15 protein-coding genes are annotated in these 21,480 nt (G+C 37.9%); 4 read left to right on the top strand and 11 right to left on the bottom strand.

What is annotated here, in order from left to right:
* Nucleotides 1-11 precede the first annotated feature (11 nt).
* The 10 genes from ffh to BUC21_RS02860 form a co-directional block, all read right to left on the bottom strand.
* Entirely contained in the window at nucleotides 12-1,334 is a 1,323-nt protein-coding gene (gene ffh, locus BUC21_RS02905) for a signal recognition particle protein (RefSeq protein WP_073399020.1), read from the bottom strand.
* A gap of 60 nt (nucleotides 1,335-1,394) precedes the next feature.
* The gene (locus tag BUC21_RS02900) at nucleotides 1,395-2,717 is read right to left on the bottom strand and encodes an MATE family efflux transporter (protein WP_073399019.1); all 1,323 of its coding nucleotides are present in this window, start codon (nucleotides 2,715-2,717) and stop codon (nucleotides 1,395-1,397) included.
* Nucleotides 2,718-2,872: 155 nt separating this feature from the next.
* Nucleotides 2,873-5,011: a transcription termination factor Rho gene (rho, locus tag BUC21_RS02895; protein WP_073399018.1), complete on the bottom strand. Its 2,139-nt coding sequence runs from the start codon at nucleotides 5,009-5,011 to the stop codon at nucleotides 2,873-2,875.
* Between the two features lie 293 nt (nucleotides 5,012-5,304).
* The gene (locus BUC21_RS02890) at nucleotides 5,305-5,913 is read right to left on the bottom strand and encodes a response regulator transcription factor (RefSeq protein WP_394332744.1); all 609 of its coding nucleotides are present in this window, start codon (nucleotides 5,911-5,913) and stop codon (nucleotides 5,305-5,307) included.
* Entirely contained in the window at nucleotides 5,906-6,610 is a 705-nt protein-coding gene (locus BUC21_RS02885) for a hemerythrin domain-containing protein (protein ID WP_073399017.1), read from the bottom strand. The genes BUC21_RS02890 and BUC21_RS02885 overlap by 8 nt, the downstream gene beginning before the upstream one ends.
* Nucleotides 6,611-6,683: 73 nt before the next feature.
* Entirely contained in the window at nucleotides 6,684-6,869 is a 186-nt protein-coding gene (locus tag BUC21_RS02880; RefSeq protein ID WP_073399016.1) for a FeoB-associated Cys-rich membrane protein, read from the bottom strand.
* Nucleotides 6,870-6,879: 10 nt separating this feature from the next.
* Nucleotides 6,880-9,348, bottom strand: coding sequence for a ferrous iron transport protein B (gene feoB / locus BUC21_RS02875; RefSeq protein ID WP_073399199.1), 2,469 nt, complete (start codon nucleotides 9,346-9,348; stop codon nucleotides 6,880-6,882).
* 30 nt (nucleotides 9,349-9,378) lie between these two features.
* Nucleotides 9,379-10,527 carry a carbohydrate porin gene (locus tag BUC21_RS02870; protein ID WP_073399015.1) on the bottom strand — a complete coding sequence of 383 codons (1,149 nt, stop codon included), beginning with the start codon at nucleotides 10,525-10,527 and terminating at the stop codon, nucleotides 9,379-9,381.
* A 131-nt stretch (nucleotides 10,528-10,658) separates the two neighbouring features.
* The gene (locus BUC21_RS02865; RefSeq protein ID WP_073399014.1) at nucleotides 10,659-11,153 is read right to left on the bottom strand and encodes a GAF domain-containing protein; all 495 of its coding nucleotides are present in this window, start codon (nucleotides 11,151-11,153) and stop codon (nucleotides 10,659-10,661) included.
* Between the two features lies 1 nt (nucleotide 11,154).
* Nucleotides 11,155-12,882, bottom strand: a complete 1,728-nt coding sequence (locus BUC21_RS02860) for a bifunctional metallophosphatase/5'-nucleotidase (protein ID WP_073399013.1) — start codon at nucleotides 12,880-12,882, stop codon at nucleotides 11,155-11,157.
* A 462-nt stretch (nucleotides 12,883-13,344) separates the two neighbouring features.
* Between BUC21_RS02860 and BUC21_RS02855 the strand changes: the two genes are divergently transcribed.
* From BUC21_RS02855 to BUC21_RS02840, 4 genes are all read left to right on the top strand, one after another.
* Entirely contained in the window at nucleotides 13,345-15,483 is a 2,139-nt protein-coding gene (locus BUC21_RS02855) for a Tex family protein (protein ID WP_073399012.1), read from the top strand.
* A gap of 8 nt (nucleotides 15,484-15,491) precedes the next feature.
* Nucleotides 15,492-16,538, top strand: a complete 1,047-nt coding sequence (locus tag BUC21_RS02850) for a leucine-rich repeat domain-containing protein (protein WP_073399011.1) — start codon at nucleotides 15,492-15,494, stop codon at nucleotides 16,536-16,538.
* Nucleotides 16,539-16,779: 241 nt separating this feature from the next.
* A complete protein-coding gene (locus BUC21_RS02845) occupies nucleotides 16,780-18,648 on the top strand; it encodes a hypothetical protein (protein ID WP_073399010.1) in 1,869 nt (622 codons plus the stop codon).
* Nucleotides 18,648-19,343, top strand: a complete 696-nt coding sequence (locus tag BUC21_RS02840; protein WP_073399009.1) for a hypothetical protein — start codon at nucleotides 18,648-18,650, stop codon at nucleotides 19,341-19,343. Before BUC21_RS02845 ends, BUC21_RS02840 begins: the two co-directional genes overlap by 1 nt.
* 272 nt (nucleotides 19,344-19,615) lie before the next feature.
* Here BUC21_RS02840 and BUC21_RS02835 read toward each other — a convergent pair whose 3' ends face one another.
* On the bottom strand, nucleotides 19,616-21,238 hold the full coding sequence (locus BUC21_RS02835) for an ABC-F family ATP-binding cassette domain-containing protein (protein ID WP_073399008.1): 1,623 nt from the start codon (nucleotides 21,236-21,238) through the stop codon (nucleotides 19,616-19,618).
* Nucleotides 21,239-21,480 lie beyond the last annotated feature (242 nt).

The following is a 21,480-nucleotide window of genomic DNA, read 5'->3' as shown; positions in this document are numbered from 1 at the left end:
CTTTTTTATTCTTATTTTCTCATTTTAGGCATCATCTTGCCCATCTTGCTACTGGTAACCATCTTCATCATCTTGCGAGTCTGGTCAAATTGCTTCATCAGGCGGTTTACCTCTTGAATATTTGTACCACTACCTTTAGCAATACGTGTACGGCGTGATCCGTTAATGATTTCCGGATTACTTCTTTCTTTCGGAGTCATTGAATAGATAATAGCTTCAATACTCTTGAATGCGTTATCGTCAATATCGATATCTTTAATCGCTTTACCAACACCCGGAATCATAGATGCAAGATCTTTCAGGTTACCCATCTTCTTAATCTGAGCTATCTGAGAAAGGAAGTCGTTAAAATCGAACTGATTCTTTGAGATTTTCTTCTGAAGACGTTTAGCTTCTTCTTCGTCATATTGTTCCTGAGCACGTTCCACCAACGAAACGATATCACCCATTCCCAAAATACGGTCGGCCATACGTGAAGGGTGGAACTGATCGATAGCTTCCATCTTTTCACCTGTACCCACAAATTTGATTGGTTTGTTAACCACAGAGCGGATAGAAAGGGCAGCACCACCACGGGTATCACCATCCAACTTAGTAAGAACAACACCATTGAAGTCGAGACGGTCGTTAAATTCCTTAGCAGTATTTACAGCATCCTGACCAGTCATTGAGTCAACAACGAACAAGATTTCATCTGGGTTGATAGCATTCTTGATAGCAGCAATTTCGTTCATCATCTGCTCGTCAATAGCCAAACGTCCGGCAGTATCGACAATTACCAGATCATAACCTTTTGCCTTAGCTTCCTTGATTGCGTTCTGAGCAATCTGAACAGGACTTTTGCTATCTATTTCACTATAAACAGGAACCTCTATTTGTTGTCCCAGCACATGTAACTGCTCAATAGCCGCAGGTCGATAAACATCACAGGCAACCAAAAGAGGTTTCTTGTTACGTTTAGTCTTCAACATTTTTGCAAGTTTTCCGGAGAATGTAGTTTTACCGGAACCTTGTAAACCAGACATCAAGATAACAGCGGGAGCACCTTTCAGGTTAACATCCACAGTCTCGCCACCCATTAATTCGGTAAGCTCATCGTGAACAATCTTAACCATCAACTGGCTTGGTTTAACGGCAGTAAGCACATTCTGTCCCAAAGCTTTTTCCTTGACTGTATCTGTAAAAGTCTTAGCAACTTTATAGTTTACGTCGGCATCCAAGAGGGCTTTACGCACATCTTTCAGTGTTTCCGCTACATTGATTTCGGTGATCTTTCCTTCACCCTTTAAAATCTTAAAAGACCTATCCAGTCTCTCGCTTAAATTATCGAACATATCTTATTATTGTTATTATTACTAATTTAGGTCCGCAAAAATACGAAATAATTGGATATTTCAGAGCTTTTTACTCTGCCAATTTGCTTTTTTCAGATAAATAAAGCTTCCCGTCAATAACAACAGATAATAAAGTGCCTCAATAAAAAAACAGATAGCTACCGGAGCCTTGAGATAAACTCCTACCAAAAAGATATATCCGGTATAGAAAACAAGGGTAATAGTCTCCAGCATTAGTGCCGAACTCGTATTACCAGTTCCTGATATACCATTAAAATAAACATTTGATACTGAAGCTATAAGCATTGCAAAAGAGATTACATAAACAGAATTCACAGATTCTGCTATCAGAGCGGATTCGTTGGTATAGACTGACAAAACAGCTTCCGGAAAAAGTACGACTAATGCTACAACCGAAAAGACAATAAGAAAAGAGAATCGGGCAATTTTATTCATTATCTGTATAACCTGATTAACACCTCCTGCCCCAATGGCATTGCTGACTAATGTATTAGATGTTGTGGAGAGCGCATTTACAGGAATAAGCATTACCACATAAATGCTTCTTACAATATTGGCAACTGCCAGTTGTCTTTGTCCCAGACGTTCCACTGCTACAAAAAATACAAACCAGGTGGCCATGGAAAGAAAATATTGCATCATGGTAAAGCTGGATATTCTTAACACACGAACCAGTAACTGAATTTCAAAAGACCTGAACTGGTTAAGTCCGTACTTCTTAAAATCAACCGTTATCTTTGTGTAGACTAAGAAAAACAGAACAGAAGAAGCCTCAGCTATGACGGATGCAATTGCAGCTCCTTTGATACCCATTCTGGGAAAACCAAAATGTCCAAAGATCAAAGTATATGCAAGTATAACATTTACCAAAGCCATTACGGCTGCACTGATGGTAAGCACCCTGGTGCGGGTTATACCAATATACAGTGCACGAAACATTACATTGACAAATGCAAAAAAGAAACCTATGATACGCCAATTCAGGAATATCATAGTTGAATCGAATATTTTGTCGGAAGAAACTAGGAATCGCATAATTCCGGGAGCCATAAGTTTGGACAAGCAGAAAAGTATAAAAGCCATCCCCAACAGGAAAAAAGTTCCCTGAATCATTACAGGTCCCACATCTTTATAGTTTCCTTCACCATTTCTTCTTGCAATAATAATCTGAGAGCCCGTACTAAATCCGAAAGCAATTGTAAAAACGCAGATATAAAACAAGCTCCCCATTGCCGATGCACCAAGCTCCACTTCCCCTACTCTACCAAGAAAAGCGGTATCGGTTACACCAATAATAGTCTGAGCCAGCAAACTTAAAAAAATAGGTGAACTTACATTCCAAATCTGTTTGTTAGTATACATCTGTTATAATTAAGTTGTTATGCATAAATGGAGGAAACTTTTAACATTCCCACCACTTTTTATACTGATCTCTAAGTTTAGTTTTTATCAATAAAAAAGAGTGAGGAATTACCAGTTGCATTCCCCACTCTTCATTTGTATTTTATATTCCAAATTTATGAGTTCATACTCATCAGGAATTCATCGTTATCTCTAGTCTTTTCTAAGCGATCTTTCACAAAGTCCATAGCTTCAATAGGATTCATATCCGACAGATACTTGCGTAATATCCACATACGGTCGAGTGTTTGCTTATCGAGTAACAAGTCGTCACGACGAGTGCTGGATGCCACAATATTAACAGCTGGGAAGATACGTTTGTTGGATAGATTACGATCTAATTGCAATTCCATGTTACCTGTACCCTTGAATTCTTCAAAGATAACTTCGTCCATCTTAGAACCGGTATCAATCAAGGCAGTTGCAAGAATAGTAAGTGAACCACCGTTTTCAATATTACGTGCCGCACCAAAGAAACGTTTTGGTTTGTGAAGTGCATTAGCATCCACACCACCCGACAATACTTTACCTGATGCTGGAGAAACAGTATTATAAGCACGAGCCAGACGAGTAATAGAGTCGAGCAGAATCACTACATCGTGACCGCATTCTACCATACGTTTTGCTTTTTCGAGTACAATACTTGCAACCTTTACGTGGCGCTCTGCAGGTTCATCGAAAGTAGAAGCAATAACCTCGGCATTTACACTGCGGGCCATGTCTGTTACTTCTTCCGGACGTTCGTCAATAAGCAAAACAATCATGTAAACTTCAGGATGATTTGCTGCAATTGAATTTGCAATATCTTTTAAAAGGATAGTCTTACCGGTCTTTGGCTGAGCAACGATCAAGCCACGTTGTCCTTTACCAATTGGCGAGAATAAATCTACTACACGAGCTGACAGATTATCTCTGCGGTCACCTTTGCAAAGTTTAAATTTCTCATCAGGGAAAAGCGGAGTTAGATGTTCAAAAGGAACACGATCACGAACAAATGCCGGATCACGACCATTAATCTTTTCAACCTTTACAAGTGGGAAATATTTTTCACCTTCTTTTGGAGGACGGATAGCACCATCAACCACATCACCGGTTTTCAGTCCGAATAACTTAATTTGTGACTGAGAAACATAAATATCATCTGGTGAAGAAAGGTAGTTATAATCTGAAGAGCGAAGGAATCCGTAACCATCCTGCATAATTTCCAATACACCTGTTCCGGTTAAAATCCCATCAAATTCATAAGATTTTTCACGCTCAATCACTTTTCGTTCAGGAGCTTTAGGAGCTTCAGCTTCTCCTTCTGCAGGACGATTCGGGCGATTTACTTTAGGAGCATTTGCCTGTTGTGGCTTATTTGGAGTTCTTTGTTCATTTTCACGAAGACGAACGCGTGGCTTCTGCTGCTGAGGAGCCGGAGGAACAACTTTCGTAGACTCAAACTTTCCTAAAAGTTCAGAAGGAAGTTCTATCTTTTCAGAAGGCATATCCTCAATTGGAATAAAATCGTCATCACTTTCAAATGGGAGTTCTACTTCTGGTAATATAACTTCCTCGCGAACACGTGGAGCCTCTTCTTTTATTTCTACTTTTTCTACCGGTGTCTCTTCTTTCTTTTGAGAAGCAGGGATAGGTTTCTTAATTATCTTTTTAGGAGCAGGAGCGGTTTCTTCGCTTTTTGGTGCAACCGCAGCAGGTTGTTCTTTAGGAGCTTCAACTTTTGGAGCCACTTTGGGAGCAGGCGTTACCACAGGAGTAACAGTCGGAGCCTGAATAGCAGCAGCTGGAGCCTGAATAGTATCAGCAATTGCTGCAGCCGTTTCAATATTTTTAGCAACAGGTTGTTTAACCTTTGGAGCTTTTTTCTTAGCAGGTCTTTCTGCCGGTTCCTTTTTCTCTGGGGCAGGTTGTGCTGCAACTGCAGGAGCTTCATTTTTTGCTGCAACTGGTTTAGCAGCAGGCGCTGCAACCGGAGCAGATTCAATTCTCTCTGCTTTATCTTTGTTTGCAGTGTACACTTTATCAGGTGAGTCCTTTTTAACGATACGCGAGCGTTTCTTTTTATCATCTCGGCGATCTTCCTTCTCCTTGTCTGCTGCAACTTTTTTTGTAGCACTCGCTATAGCTTGTTCATCAAGTATTTTATACACAAGTTCCTCTTTCTTAAAAGATTCCGGTTTTTTGATTCCTAATTCTTGTGCAATGGTTTGTAGTTCCGACAGGTTTTTGTCGTTCAATTGGATAATGTTATACATACGTATAAAATAAGTTATTTAATCTATTATTAGCCCGACACACAAATAAATGCACACGATAAACGAGCTTATTCATCTTAAAGTTGGGACGTAAATAAAATGAGTATTTGGGATATTATTGATTTTGGAGTACATTCTAGCTCACCGTAGGAGTGTTATTGAATGTTTCAACAGACGCAAAGATACTACATTTATTTTAAATAAGCATCAACATGACTATATTTTTTGCATAAAAAATACATCTCATTGTCTTTATAAAGATAACGAGATGTATAACGCGGTATAATAACTTATTATATAAGATTCTTTTTTACTTCACTTATCTCAATCAGATTGTTTACAATGGCATAGATCGTTAGTCCGGCCGGACTATGTATCTGTAATTTTTTAGCGATATTTCTTCGATGCGTTATAACCGTATGTACAGAAATAAATAAATTATCTGCAATCTCCTTGTTGGTCATACCCTTCACTACGCATACTACTATCTCTTTTTCACGACTGCTCAGCATTTCATCGTCTTCTTCACTCTTCTTTTTAGGTAAACTCTGCAAAGAATTGATTTTACCGTATAAAGTTTCCTGGTCATCGTAAATAGATATTGTATCGTCATATTTGCTCAATGTTATCTTATCAACAAAGGAACTGACTAGTGCAACAACCTTAGATGTAGCCGAAGTCTCTGCTTTAAACTTTGCTACATCAAAGTAACCTCCAAATGCCGGATTGACAATTACTATATTTATATTATCCATCCTGACACACTCCTTAAGAGATTCTATGGAGTGAACCTCTATCGGCTGAATCCTTAAATCGGGAAGGCGCTTCAATGTAGCTGTAATCCCATTCCGGATAATTACAGAATTTTCTGCTACGACTATCTTTAATGTTATGTTACTCATCACTATTCGATAACTTCTTAACAAGTTTCAGAACTTCGGGAACAAACAAGTAATCTTCCACTCTACTGTGAGATTCAAGATCCTGTTCACATGAAAAAATATCAAATAGAGCAGCATTAAGTAAATTATTGTTCGACTTTGCCGGATAATACTTAATGATAATATTCTTCAGCTCTGTCAGCTTGGTTTCCACCTGAGTATGTTTCTTTGCATAAACACTAATAGAATAGTTAGTAGGCAATTCTCCTCTCAACAATGCTTCAACATACTTAAATACAACTTTGTCTTCATATTCCATATGCTTACGAACTTCATCCACATAATCATCATAGAACTTCATAATCAAAGACGTAACATTATCTTCAGAATACCCAATTGCTTCCATTAGCTTCAGGCGAATAGACGGGAAATTAAAATCAAGAAAATAGGAATGGGCCTGTTTCAGATAATTCATGATTGAGGCAACGGATAACTCTTTAAATGTATCATCCATCCGCAGATATCCTTCATCAATAAAATTGACCACAGCTAAAAAGGTGCGATAATCTACCTGGTTAAGCAAACAAAACTCTTTCACTGTTTTATCACCAAAGCCCAATGACAGGCCAAACCTGCTCATTACCTGCAACAGTGTATAATTCTCACAGATGAGATCGCTCATCTTATCCGTTTCTTTATATTTTAATTGCTTATCCATATTTATCCTATTTTAATATGCCGCAAATTTACGACTTTATCTATAATGTAATCAATCACTAAATATAGGTATTTTAATGACAACTGCTCATTTTGCTGCCACTTTTATTTTTTATCATATTCTTAAGTTCACAACCGGAACAGCCCGAACAACTACCACATTTCGATTGATTTCCTGCTTCACGTTTTCTAAAAATTGAGAACACCACATAACCCAACGCTACGAAAACAATTGTTAATGCTATAATATTTTGTACCATAATTTATAAATTAAATAATTAGACTTCCAATCTGATAAGTAAGGAAAGCTACAATCCAGGCTATCGCCGTTGTATATACAATAGTAAATACAGCCCACTTCCAGTCCGATTCCTTTTTTATTGCTGCAACAACCGCCATACAAGGAAAATAGATCAACACAAAAAGCATAAATCCAAAGGCTACCAAAGGAGTGAATACTTTCTGACCTACCAATGCACCACTTGTGTATTCCTGCTGCTGAAGCTTTTCAATAAGACTACCAGAATTTTCATCAGCTGCCAAATCTGCATGATATAGAATACCCATAGAACCAACCACAATCTCTTTAGCCGCAAGTCCGGTAATGATACTAACACCTATTTTCCAGTCAAACCCAAGAGGCTTGATTGCAGGTTCAATGAAATGTCCTAAACGACCAATATAAGATAGTTCTTGATGCTCTGACACCTTCAACAGTTCCAGCTCAGCCGTCTTTGATTGTTTTACCGAATCGGGCAAAACTGTATTTGCATTTACAGATTCTATCTTCGCATCATAATCACTTGAATATTTCACTTCGCGAGGATAATAACTCAAGGCCCAGATAAATATAGAAGCAAGCAGAATCACCGTTCCCATTTTACGCAGATACTGAGACCCTTTATGCCACATGTGAATAGTTGTATTTTTAAGAGTCGGAATTCTGTAAGGAGGCAATTCCATCACAAATGGTACATCTTGTTTAGAGAATATAGTATTCTTAAATACTAAAGCAACCAATATGGCAATTATAATCCCGATAATATAAACAGAGAACAGCACCAATCCTTGATTCTTAGGAAAGAAGGCTGAGATCAACAAGATATATACCGGTAACCTGGCACTACACGACATAAAAGGAGTGATAAGCATTGTAAGCATTCTATCCTTACGGTTCTCCAGCGTGCGTGTTGCCATAATTGCAGGTACGTTACATCCAAAACCCATTAATAATGGAATAAAAGATTTTCCATGCAATCCTATTTTATGCATTAGTTTATCCATAATAAAAGATACTCTTGCCATGTACCCGGTATCTTCCATTAATGAAATAAAGAAGAATAGAATAAGAATATTAGGAAGGAATACAATTACACCACCCACACCGGCTATAACTCCGTCTACTAACAAGTCTCTCAGAGCACCTTCGGGCATTACGCTACTTACAAACTCACCTATATACCCTACTCCGGCATCTATCCAATCCATAGGATAACTACCTAAGGTAAAGGTTGTCTGAAACATAAGCCACATAAAGAAAAAGAAGATAGGGAAACCCAGAATTTTATGCGTTAGCAAATTATCTATCTCCCGACTTTTTTTACGCTTATCCACCTTGCCCTCTACCATTGTTTCGCCTAAAGCTCCGGCAATAAATCCATATTTTGCATCGGTGATTATTGTTTCCGAATTCTCTCCATATTCCTTTTCCAGCCTTTGAATTTCAACACTAACTTTTTCTGATATCATATTAAAATTATTGCTCTTGCTCAAAGTCGACAAAGTTGTTTTATCATTTTCGAGTAGCTTGATGGCTACATATCTGGTAGAATAGACATTTGCAGCAGCTTTATCCTGCTGAATAAGTGACTGAATTTTAGAGATGGAACTCTCAATGGTATTTCCATAATTGATATTCACATTCCTCACCGTTGAGTCTTTTCCCTCGTAAACATCTATAATCTTACTCATCAGTTCGGTTATACCTAAACCTTTTACGGCAACAGTAGGAACAATGGGAATGCCCATCATCTTACCCAATGTCTGATAATCCAGTTTTACCCCTTTTGCTTCAAGCTCGTCATACATATTCAAAGCAATCACCACTTTAATATTCATGTCGATAAGCTGAGTTGTAAGAAATAGATTACGTTCCAGATTGGAAGCATCAATCACATTAACCACAACATCGGGTTTGTTTTCGATAATATGAGAACGGACATACAATTCCTCCGGAGTGTATTCAGTAATAGAATAAGTTCCGGGCAGATCGACAATCTTTAGTTCGTAACCATCTTGTTTCACATAAGCTTCTTTAGAATCTACCGTAACACCACCATAGTTTCCTACCCTTTCGTGCGAACCGGAGGCATAGTTAAACAAGGTTGTTTTACCACAATTCGGATTACCAACCAAAGCTATATTTATTAAACGACCTTTTTCCTTTTCTACCGTTTTCTGTATATCGTCCATAAAAGTACCTTCAAAAGCCGGTTGCTCTACCTGTCCTGCATTATTTACTGAAGTTACTTCAATTAGCGCAGCTTCACTACGCCTCAACGAAACATTATAGCCCATTATTTCATACTCCACAGGATCCTGCAAAGGAGCATTCTTAATAACTTTTACCGTTTTACCTTTCACAAATCCCATTTCTGTGATTCTTTTACGGAAGGCTCCGCGACCTTTTACATTGACTATTACCCCTGTTTCACCATTCTGTAATCCTGATAAATGCATACTTTTATCTTTTTCCATATCACTTACTATTTAAAAACTAATACCAAACCGCATGTTACAAGTAAAGCAGTTATCTAACGTCTCACCAGTTCCTGCCGGGTTAATTACATATTGAATATCCGGCTGAATAAATATATTCTTTGTTAATAGATAGTGATAAGTAAGTTCTATAGTTGTTTCGCTACTTAATCCATCAGTAAAGTGTTGATGAGCAATGGCTAATCCCAGAATATCTGAACCTTTTTCAGAGAATAATCCTGTATAATTGGTTCCAAGTCCTATATAATAATTATTGGTACTTACGTCCGAAGGACTGTATCCCAATTGTGCAAATAATCCAAGGGCTTTATTATTACGCTTCCATACTTCCTGATCACCATAAGCATAAAAACCTACCAAGTTATAATCGGGAGAATTAATTACTCCATTCTTTTTAAATCTATGTCTGTGTGAATAAGCACCCAGTTTATAAGTACCCGGAAGTGAATTTACAGTTGTATTATACTGAAGTTCTGTGATGGCTAGAACACCATCACCCGAAGACAAGCGCCATTTAACGTTATATGGATTAAATGCAAAATCGGTAGGATTACCATCATATACTGCACCCAATATAGATATTTTCTCTGAAGGATTCCATTTAGCAGTTACTCCCAAAGTAGTAAGCGGAAAGATTGGTGCTGAAAAATTAGTTGAGATAACCGGTAAAATGCCAAACGAACTATTCATAAAAAGAGATCCGTACTGTGAATTGGCAAACTCCACATTTAAATCCTGCAAACCAACAGTAAGCTCAACTTTATTCAATACTTGCTTATACCATAGTTCCTGAAGATAAGAATGATTCCCGGCCTCTATATTCGATATAACCTGTATATCGCCGAGCATATCGGCTGAAGGAGTTGCTCCATGAGTATTTGCAGCATTTACATAAAACTGCCCACCATTCCATAATTCGGCCTTTTCTGTATCAAAACCTAAACGAATATTAGCCATTCCCAGGTAAGACGATCCGGTTTTTATTCCTCCCGAAAGATTATTTATAAGATCGCCAACATAGGATGCTTCGAAACTAAACGCCTCTTCTTTTTCCTTTGCAGCCTCTTGAGCAAAAAGGGAAGTAGTGAAAGATGAAAGGATTGCTAATGACAGAACTAATAACGATTTATTTCTTTTCATTTTTACAGTGTTTAAATTAACACTGCAAAATTAAGGCTACTCCAAGCCTTACGAAATACCTAGAAATCGTTATAAATAAGCTACTAATAGCAATAAGTGAGTACTAAACAGCTATTTTATTAAGAAAACCTCTAAATAATGATTGATAAAAATAAGTTATTTAGCAAAGAAGAAAGATGCTCCAAATGTTGTTTATCTACCTCATCGAAAGTATTTAGTTCGGCGCTGTCTATATCGAGTACTCCCCATATAACTCCATCTTTAGCCAACGGAATCACAATCTCGGAACGAGAAAGAGAACTGCAGGCTATATGCCCTGGAAATGCATCAACGTCGGGCACTAACTGAGTACGCGCTTCTTTCCAAGCTGTTCCGCAAACGCCTTTACCGTATCTGATACGTGTACAGGCTATCGGTCCCTGGAATGGGCCTAATACTAAATCGTCACCTTTTACAAAATACACGCCAACCCAAAAGAAGTCAAAAGCATGCTTTAATGCGGCAACTGTATTCGACAGATTAGCAATCAGATCTTCTTCATCTTCAATCAACGCCTTTATCTGAGATATCAGCGATTTATATTTTTCGTCCTTAGTTCCTTCTACTATTTTAAGTGATTCGGCCATTTTAATCTTCTTTATTAAACAATAATTCTCTATCTCGTTTTGCTGCAGTTTTTGCCCATTTAGCAGGAATAAATTTCCATTGATTCATTGGTTTTGGAGATACAACTCCTTTCGATTCTATATACTTCATGAGATAGAAACGTAAATCGTTTGGGTATGTAACAAGTATACGGCTTTTCAAAGAGTCCAGTGGAATACCGGCCCCTTTAGTCAGCAGTTCACCTCCTCCATTAGCACGGTATGAGTTTATAGCTACTTTATATTTTTTACTTAAATCAAAAGGTTTACCATTGCTCATTCGCAGAATCCGTACCTTCTCCCCAGCCGGTTTCGTTACGTCAACAGTATAAACCACGCCTGCTGCAGTATCAAAATTATAGCTGTAATTAACCAGGTCATACTTTCCTCCATCATCTTGTTTAAGCAACAATAAATGATCGTCGGCACTTTTCATCTGATTAGTCCACATTGCATACGATTGCTCTATATAATCCTTAACCTCTTTCCCCGTAAGTTCCATGGTATAAATCATATTTTCATAGGCATATAACTTAAAAAGGTCACGCATATATACATCCCCTTTATAAATATAAGTAGCTCCCGTTAATGGCGCAGTAAAGGAAATATCTGCCTGAGTTACTCCCAACTGAATTGAATGTATTATATCTAAAAATTCCGACGATTTAAAAAGAGCATCACGGCTGCTTATTGTTTTATCGAATTTACCAATAGGTCGGCTAACAAAGGTTTTCACTGCTTCGAACTGAGAAGAAAAGTAACTGATAAATGCTTCATCGGCTGTATAATTAGACATTCTTTTCAATTTGCCTGAACAGCTTTTACTTATCACTTTACCGTTTTCCATTTTCACCTTCAACATAACATCAGAAACACGTTCTGCATCGTTTGCCGGATCTATAACCAAAACTGAATCCCCAGCAATATTAGCCACTTTATGACTATAGTAAGTATGATCATGGCCGGCAAATACTACATCAAATCCCGGAACATTCTTTGCTACTTCAAGTGATGCATTTTCATTGTACAGCCCATTTAATTTATAAGGCTCTATACCCGAGTGAAAGAGTCCAACTACAATATCCGGATTTTCTTTTTCACGGATTATTTTCATCCATTTTTTAGCAGATACTTCCATATCTTCAAACCACAGACCACTCCACATTCTTTCATTTACCCATGCAGGGATCGAAGGAGTTATTAATCCAAGGACAGCTATTTTCACTCCATCGACAACGAATATTTTATATGGCTGCAGATAATTGCTGCCATCTTTACGCAATGTATTTGCCGATAGAACCGGAGCATTGCATTGCTTAATCCAACGATCATAAATTGGATGACCGGTTTCCACATCATGATTTCCAAATGCCAAAGCATCGTATTTCATGTAATTCTGCACTTCGGAAACTATATGAGGCGAAATAGTATCTATGTAATTGTAATAATATACACTGGGCTGACCTTGAAGAACATCGCCTCCATCAAACAAAAGCACACGACCAGGAAACTTTTGTCGCTGTTCGTTAACAAAAGAGCTTACCCGAGCTAAACTGCCGCACCGCACTTTGTCATTAGTAAAGTCGTAAGGAGTTAAATGTCCATGGACGTCTGATGTGTGAATTAGCTTTATTACTACGTCACGAGACTGTGCAAAGATTATTCCGATAAAAAATATAGTTAGTAAAAAACAGACAATCAGTCTTTTCATTATTAGCTTTTTAAATTCAACGCAAATTTAATAAATATAAATACAATTTTTGTATAATTATTCTAAAAAAGCATTAACCAATAAAAGAAATTTATTGCCCAATAAACAAGCAACCATTGGTTAATAAATAATAATTATTGGCCAATAAATATAATCTATTCAGATGTAAATAACTATTATTTTAGAATACCTGTTATAGTCTGGTTTTTCTGATTAAAAAAGAGCAAATTGTGCAGTTTATAATTTATTATAAACAATATATTTAATCTTTTATTTATTCGTGGCCCTTTGGGTGGCCCTTTACATTTTTTAAGTGTCACTTATCCATCTAGCAGTAAGTAGTTTAAGCCCTTTTTTAGGGTGGCCCTTTGGGTGGCCCGTTTATTTATGTTAAAGGGTCACTATTTTTCCACTAAAAATTGGTATCTTTGTTATTTAGAAACTATAGCAAAATGCGATAAAATGGAGTTATTTCACAAAATGATTTCTTCGGCACTTAACATTGCCGTGAAACAAATAAGTAGCACATTGTCACTTCTAAACGATGGAGCTACAATTCCTTTCATCAGTCGGTATCGTAAGGAAGCCACCGGCGGTTTGGACGAGGTTCAGATAGGAAACATCAAAGAACAATACGATAAACTTTGCGATCTTAACAAGCGCAAGGAAACCATACTAAGCACGATCGAAGAACAAGGAAAACTAACTCCTGAGCTTAAAAGCAGAATTGAAGCCTGCTGGGACAGTACGGAGCTTGAAGATATTTACTTGCCTTACAAACCTAAACGGAAAACCCGTGCAGAAGTGGCCCGTCAGAAGGGACTTGAGCCATTGGCTACGCTATTGATGCTGCAAAGGGAAAACAACCTCTCTGCAAGAGCAGAAGCTTTTGTAAAGGGAGATGTGAAGGATGCGGATGATGCTTTAAAAGGCGCACGAGACATTATTGCCGAACAGGTTAATGAAGACGAACGTGCACGTAATCAGGTTCGTAATCTTTTTGGCAGACAGGCTATTATCTCGGCTAAGGTTGTTAAGGGCAAGGAAGAGGAAGCAGCTAAATATCAGGATTATTTCGATTTTTCGGAGCCACTTAAGAAATGCACTTCACACCGCCTTTTGGCTATCCGCCGGGGCGAAGCAGAAGGGTTGCTAAAAGTGAGCATTTCTCCCGACGATGAGGAATGCACCGAACGCCTGGAACGCTTGTACGTACGCAGCAATAACGAATGCGGAACGCAGGTGGCAGAGGCTGTAAAGGATGGATACAAACGATTATTGAAGCCATCTATTGAAACTGAGTTCTCTGCATCTTCTAAAGAGGCTGCCGACCAGGAAGCTATCCGTGTTTTTGCCGAGAATCTGCGCCAATTACTCCTTGCTGCTCCGTTGGGACAAAAAAGGGTATTGGGATTGGATCCGGGATACAGAACCGGTTGTAAGTTGGTGTGCCTGGATGCGCAGGGAAACTTGCTTCATAACGAAGCCATCTACCCTCACCCGCCTCAGAATGAAAAACTGATGGCTGCAAAGAAAGTTACAAAGCTAGTTGAAGCTTATGACATTCAAGCTATTGCTATTGGCAATGGAACGGCAAGCCGTGAAACGGAAGCATTTATCACTTCATTGCGTTTCGACCGTGAAGTGCAGGTATTCGTGGTGAGCGAAAACGGTGCGTCTATCTATTCGGCATCTAAAATAGCCCGCGATGAGTTTCCGGAATACGATGTAACGGTTCGTGGTGCTGTTTCTATCGGCCGACGATTAATGGACCCTCTTGCCGAATTGGTAAAGATAGACCCAAAATCGATTGGTGTGGGGCAATATCAGCACGATGTAGATCAGGGAAAACTGAAAAAATCGCTGGATCAGACTGTAGAAAACTGTGTAAACTCGGTAGGTGTAAACCTGAACACAGCCAGCACTCACCTGCTGACTTATATATCCGGCCTTGGACCTCAACTGGCTCAGAATATTGTTAATTATCGGGCAGAGAATGGAGCTTTCAGCTCTCGCAAACAACTATTGAAGGTTCCTCGCATGGGAGCCAAAGCTTTTGAGCAATGTGCCGGATTTTTGCGTATTCCTAAAGCTGACAATCCTCTGGATAACTCGGCCGTTCACCCGGAAAGTTATCACATTGTGGAACAAATGGCAAAGGATTTGCAATGTACCGTTGAGGAGCTTATCAAAAGCAAAGAACTTAGGGCTAAAATAAAACTGGAGAAGTATGTTACACCAACCGTAGGTATGCCTACACTGAACGACATAATGCAGGAACTTGAGAAGCCGGGAAGAGACCCACGCTCAACCATTCAGGTATTTGAGTTCGACAAAAACGTGAAGAGCATAGCCGATTTGCAGGAAGGAATGATTCTTCCGGGAATCGTTACCAACATCACCAACTTTGGTTGTTTTGTGGATGTGGGTATCAAAGAAAACGGGCTGGTACACATATCACAGCTGGCCGACAAGTTTATTAGCGACCCAACCGAGATAGTATCCATCCATCAGCACGTAATGGTACGCGTAGATAGCGTGGACATGGGCAGAAAACGGGTACAGCTAAGTATGAAAGGAATTGATCAAAAACTTAATTAATAAGAATCATGAAAAAGAAACAATTAGGAATATTTTTTCTACTATGCCTCATTGTATGTGGCCTGTCGGCACAAACAGTAAGCAAAACACTTTTCGTTCCTAAAGCTGGAGCACTGAAAGAACAAATAACTGAAGCCGAAGCTAAAAGTATAACTCATCTAACAATAACCGGAAAGATTAACGCCATTGACTTTAAGCTGATGCGCGACAGTATGACTAAACTGGAAGTACTCGACATATCTAATGCATCTGTAACCGTATACATGGGAAAAGAAGGGACTTATCCATTAAAAAGATTTACCTATCTGCCCTACTTCATTCCGGCTTATGCTTTTTGCAATGCAGAAGATGGTACACTTCGCGGCAAGAGTACACTAAAAAGAGTTATTCTTCCTCCTTCAATTCTGAATATTGACAAGTTTGCATTTAAGAATTGCAATAACCTGACAATTCTGCAGGTGAACAAAAAGACGCCTCCAAATCTTCAGGAAGAAGCGCTTAACGATAGCCTTACTGCTGTATTCATCCCTCTTGGATGTAAAGACGATTACAAAAGAAAAAAAGGATGGGATAAATTTGCTATTCTGGAAGGCGCTCCCGAATCTCTTACTATCAACATAACTAAGCCAGGCGAACTGGGAAACGAAATTATGAAAGCTGGTCATCAGCCTAGTGAGGTGAACTATCTCACCATCAAAGGTAATATTAACGAAGACGACTTTAAGATGATACGCGATTTTATGCCCGATCTTGTTTCAATTGACTTATCGGAAACTACGGCAACAGATATACCTGACTTTACCTTTACTCAAAAGAAGTATCTGATGACTGTTCATCTACCTAATAAGCTTGTTAGCATTGGCGAACGTGCATTTAGCGGATGTATTCATTTGGCTGGCGACTTGGTACTCCCTCCTACCGTAAAGAAAATAAAAGATGGAGCATTTCTTGATTGCGACAAACTATCAAGAGTGATTGTACAAGGTAATATTTCTGTTTTGGGAAAAGATATTTTCAGAGATACCAATAAGCAAAAGCTTGTATTTACTAAATAACAAACTGAATTCAGTTTTTCTGAATCAATAAATAATCTACTTAATAAAGGGACGGATATGAAGACTTTCTTTGTGTCCGTTCCTTTATTATTTATCCGCTACTTAAGAAAACACCATAATAGCATCATATATATCGGCATATAGATATTTCTACTTACAAACTACAAAAATATTATTTACATATTTTTATTTCAGGATAATAAGGCTATATTTGCGATCTGTAAAAATAAAATCTGCCTATATGTATCTATCTAAAAATCTCTTCAGGAATAAACTATTACTCTATTCCATCTCCGCATTATTATCTTTCACTCTCCATAGTTGTGCATACGATAGTAGCGATGATAATTATATCGATATTAAGAAACCGGACGGGAATGTAAATATCAGCATTGACCTGGCCGGAGTAAATCAAAGTCAAACTATTTATCTGTACCAGAATGCCTATTTTTACTACACAATTAATGCCGGAGGTAAAAATATCATAGCACAGAAGTTTTATCTGGATGGAAAAGAATTAAATACAAATCCCCAGGATGGCGGTACATACCTAAGTACAGGAATTGCTGATAACCAGATTCATGACCTGAAGTTAATTATGGGATTACCAACAGGAACAGGTAGTCTAGCCGAATATGCAGGTTACGAAATGTATGTGGGCGAATTAAATTTTAAGGTTAAATTCGTTTCAAGTCCGGATGTTAATCTGAATATCAGAGAATCTGTAGACGAGAACAATTATTATAAAGTGGAATGGGACAAGCCAAAAGATTATGATGTGGAATGCTATAAGGTGTATAAAGGTGATTATATGGCGGACAACCTTGTAGCAACCATCAACAATCCGGATCAGAGCTATTATGTAGACAAAGATTATGTTTATGGTTACAAGTTCTACACCATCAGTGCCATACTGAAAAATGGTCAGCAGGTATCACTTACTGACAGATTCACCGCACGCCACTTCGATATTACAGAAAACAATTTCAAAACCGAACGCATTTCTACAAACGAAATGAAGATAAAATGGACTAACCCTAATCCATACCCATGCAAATATGTTCTGAAATATGGGAACAACAATGAGAGCAAGGTTATTGAGGGAACTAACGAGGTTACTATTCCTGTTGATAAATTCCCAGCTTGGAGCGTTTCCTACTCGCTTTATATTTTACCGGCAAACGCAGACGTTACCCAGTATCAAACCTATCCGTACACATACGGATACTTCTCCGACAATCAGTTTAATTATGGAATTACATATGGAGCAGATCTGGCAAACAATCTATTACTTGGTCTCGGCTTTGACAATCTGGTTAAATACAATACTTCCGATTTTAGCATACAAAGTTCTGTTAAACACAACCTCACCTTGCATACCGGTTGTAAAGTGAAGGTCTCAAACAAAGGATTGGTTGCAATTAGTGATTTAAGTAATTATGTTCACATTTACAGCGACAACACATTAAGTAAAGAGATATTTTTCACCAATACTCAGGGGAATTACTTTTATCTTAATAATGCCAATCAGCTGCTCATTGAACAATATACAGGATTTGATCTCTACAATATTACTTCAGGAAAAAAAATCTGTTCTAAGCGATGGACTCCCGAAAATCCAATTAACGATATTAGTGTAAAGACTAGAATTTCGGCCAATGGAAAATATATTTATGCACTATGCGCAGAGTATCTTCCCGAAAAGCATTGGGCAGAACTATATGAACTGCAAAGCGACAACACGCTACATCTTATCCAGACTCAAAGCAATGTAAATATTAAAAGCATTGAATTTAATCCGATTAAAGATTCTGAAGCTATAATACAATATAATGATAACAAATTTGCCATTGTAGATTTATCAACCGGAAGTACTATCACAATAGACGGAGCTTTCCAGAACATTGATCCTTTTACAGGAAATCTGCTATATAAAGGTCCTGAGTATGCAAATAGTCAATATAACGTATATGTATTAGCGAGCGACTACAAGACCTTATTTATGAAAATCCCTTTGGCAAATATCAACCCTTATTCAGACGCAGGGCTTTATAACAATAATCTGATTTTTAATGGATATTATCTGAATCTCGCTAAACTGACAAAATAATGAAAAAGAATATAATCACGACACTGCTTTTACTATTTGCATTGGGAGCAAACGCTCAATATAATATAAGTTACTCTGTTGGATATGGAACTTACAAAATGAATGACATGAAAGATTTGCTTGATTATGCATTTCAGTCAATGCGTCCGTCTATGCCCAAAGGGTTAGCTATTGTAGACAACTTCCCTCCGTATATAACACATACAATTAATGCTTCCATAAAAAGGAATCGCAATGAATTTGGACTGAGTGGTTCTTTTCTGACTACAGGAGGTAAGATTGCCTACTCTGACTATTCCGGAAAGTATATTGAAAAGCTTACATTCACGGGTTATAGAATAGGAACCCTGTATCGTGTATACACTGACGAAAGTAAATTAGGCAAGTGCACATTGTCATTCTTTGGAGAAGTTTCGCCTGCCATCATGTTTACCCACCTGGGATACAAAGCAACGTTGGATATTTACGAGCAAAACATTCATCAGGAAGGCAATGATAATATTAGTACCAATGCAGCTGGATTTAGCATTCAACCTATGTTTGGTGGCAGACTTGATGTTACCCGCAATATCTCCTTCAGTGCAAGTTTGGGCTATGATTTTGAATTAGGATCAAAGCTATCGACAACGGACAATAGATATCGTGCAGACTGGTCGGGCTTTCGCTTGAATGGAGGTGTAATTTATTCGTTTTAATCAAAATTATTTAGATCTTATACAATAAAGAGAAGTCATCTGATTATTCCAGGAACCAGTACAATAAAGAGATAAACTTTTCTAGTATATTTTAAATAGAAAAACGTTATAAAATTAGTATCCATCGGAAAGAATAGCCTGTTTTAAAAGTAAAAGTTAAGTTTCAATGATTTGAATATTAAAAACAGTATTAGATAGAAGTCTGAAGAATAAAGGCATAAAAAATGGGGTTGCTCATATCAGAGCAACCCCATTTTCATATTTAGTATCTTTTAGTCTTTATCTCCGTACATCTTCTTACGAAGTTCTTTGATATGATCAGAAGTGATGTATTCATCATAATTCATCATCTTATCAATAATTCCGTTTGGAGTAAGCTCTATCACACGATTTGCAACAGTTTCAATAAACTCGTGGTCATGAGAAGAGAAGAGAATGTTACCTTTATAAGTCTTCAGGTTATTATTGAATGACTGAATAGATTCCAGATCAAGGTGATTGGTTGGAGTATCAAGAATCAAGCAGTTTGCATTTCTAAGTTGCATACGAGCAATCATACAACGCATTTTCTCACCTCCTGAAAGGACACTAACTTTCTTAAGCACTTCTTCGCCCGAGAAAAGCATACGTCCAAGGAATCCTTTCATATAGACTTCATTACCTTCACCATACTGACCTAACCAGTCTACCAAATTCAAGTCTGTATTAAAGAAGTCTGTATTATCCAAAGGAAGGTAAGCAGTAGTAATAGTTACACCCCAGTCATAATGTCCGGCATCAGCTTTCAAGTTACCATTTATAATCTCAAAGAGAGCAGTCATGGCACGTGGGTTACGTGACAGGAATACAATCTTATCATCTTTCTCTACATTGAAGTTTATATCATTAAACAACACTTCACCGTCATCGGTCTTTTTACTTAAGCCCGAAACTTCGAGGATACGGTTACCCGGCTCACGATCAGGAGTAAAGATGATTCCCGGATATTTACGTGAAGATGGTTTAATTTCTTCCACATTAAGTTTCTCCAACATCTTCTTACGACTGGTTGTCTGCTTACTTTTTGCCACATTGGCACTAAATCGGCGAATAAATTCTTCCAGTTCTTTCTTCTTTTCATCAGCTTTAGCCTTTTGGTTTTGTTGCTGACGAAGAGCCAACTGGCTGGATTCGTACCAGAAACTATAGTTACCGGCAAAGAGGTTAATCTTGCCATAATCAATATCAACAGTGTGAGTACATACTGAGTCAAGGAAGTGACGGTCGTGACTTACCACCAATACTGTATGTTCAAAGTTAGAAAGATATTCTTCCAACCATGTTACAGTCTCCATATCAAGGTCATTGGTAGGCTCATCGAGCAGCAAGTTATCAGGATTACCGTAAAGAGCTTGTGCCAGTAAAACACGCACCTTTTCTTTACCACTAAGCTCGCTCATTAAAGTATAATGTTTGTCTTCCTTTACGCCAAGTCCGCTTAACAGCATAGCTGCATCACTCTCAGCATTCCATCCGTCAAGTTCGGCAAATTTTTCTTCCAATTCAGCAACCTTCAATCCGTCTTCATCAGAAAAATCTGTTTTTGAATAAAGAACATCACGTTGCTTCATAATATCCCAAAGAACGGTATGTCCCATCATAACAGTATCCATAACTGTATAGGCATCCCATTTAAAGTGATCCTGACTTAACACGGAAAGACGTTCGCCCGGACCTAAAGCAATAGAACCTGTAGTTGGATCTAAATCACCATAAATTGTGCGAAGGAAAGTAGATTTACCTGCACCGTTAGCACCAATAATCCCGTAGCAATTACCATTCGTAAACTTGAGATTTACATCATTGAACAAAATTCTCTTACCAAACTGAACTGAAACGTTCGAAACTGTAATCATTATATTTAATCTTTATACCTTGTATTTAAAATCGGCCACAAAGGTAGTCTTTTTTTATGAATAAAATCGCCATTCTGGCAGATAGTTAACACATCGTTATTTATTATTCACTAAAAAACAGTACTTTTGCATGTTCTTTCGCTAAAGATAGGACTTTGGCAAAGAATTTGTAGCATGGATTATAAATCAAACCTACCCAATTGTATGGTGCAATCATTTTGGAAGAAGAATAAAAAGAAAAC

Origin of the sequence: Bacteroides luti, assembly GCF_900128905.1 — a bacterium.
In the GTDB taxonomy this organism is placed as follows: Bacteria; Bacteroidota; Bacteroidia; order Bacteroidales; family Bacteroidaceae; genus Bacteroides; species Bacteroides luti.
Note: the sequence above shows the minus strand (reverse complement) of the source record. Positions and strands in the feature narration are given on the sequence as shown.

Excerpts from the sequence above, each read along its gene's own strand:
- ffh (WP_073399020.1), bottom strand. The coding sequence starts at position 1,334 with ATGTTCGATAATTTAAGCGAGAGACTGGATAGGTCTTTTAAGATTTTA.
- BUC21_RS02900 (WP_073399019.1), bottom strand. The coding sequence starts at position 2,717 with ATGTATACTAACAAACAGATTTGGAATGTAAGTTCACCTATTTTTTTA.
- rho (WP_073399018.1), bottom strand. The coding sequence starts at position 5,011 with ATGTATAACATTATCCAATTGAACGACAAAAACCTGTCGGAACTACAA.
- BUC21_RS02890 (WP_394332744.1), bottom strand. The coding sequence starts at position 5,913 with ATGAGTAACATAACATTAAAGATAGTCGTAGCAGAAAATTCTGTAATT.
- BUC21_RS02885 (WP_073399017.1), bottom strand. The coding sequence starts at position 6,610 with ATGGATAAGCAATTAAAATATAAAGAAACGGATAAGATGAGCGATCTC.
- BUC21_RS02880 (WP_073399016.1), bottom strand. The coding sequence starts at position 6,869 with ATGGTACAAAATATTATAGCATTAACAATTGTTTTCGTAGCGTTGGGT.
- feoB (WP_073399199.1), bottom strand. The coding sequence starts at position 9,348 with ATGCATTTATCAGGATTACAGAATGGTGAAACAGGGGTAATAGTCAAT.
- BUC21_RS02870 (WP_073399015.1), bottom strand. The coding sequence starts at position 10,527 with ATGAAAAGAAATAAATCGTTATTAGTTCTGTCATTAGCAATCCTTTCA.
- BUC21_RS02865 (WP_073399014.1), bottom strand. The coding sequence starts at position 11,153 with ATGGCCGAATCACTTAAAATAGTAGAAGGAACTAAGGACGAAAAATAT.
- BUC21_RS02860 (WP_073399013.1), bottom strand. The coding sequence starts at position 12,882 with ATGAAAAGACTGATTGTCTGTTTTTTACTAACTATATTTTTTATCGGA.
- BUC21_RS02855 (WP_073399012.1), top strand. The coding sequence starts at position 13,345 with ATGGAGTTATTTCACAAAATGATTTCTTCGGCACTTAACATTGCCGTG.
- BUC21_RS02850 (WP_073399011.1), top strand. The coding sequence starts at position 15,492 with ATGAAAAAGAAACAATTAGGAATATTTTTTCTACTATGCCTCATTGTA.
- BUC21_RS02845 (WP_073399010.1), top strand. The coding sequence starts at position 16,780 with ATGTATCTATCTAAAAATCTCTTCAGGAATAAACTATTACTCTATTCC.
- BUC21_RS02840 (WP_073399009.1), top strand. The coding sequence starts at position 18,648 with ATGAAAAAGAATATAATCACGACACTGCTTTTACTATTTGCATTGGGA.
- BUC21_RS02835 (WP_073399008.1), bottom strand. The coding sequence starts at position 21,238 with ATGATTACAGTTTCGAACGTTTCAGTTCAGTTTGGTAAGAGAATTTTG.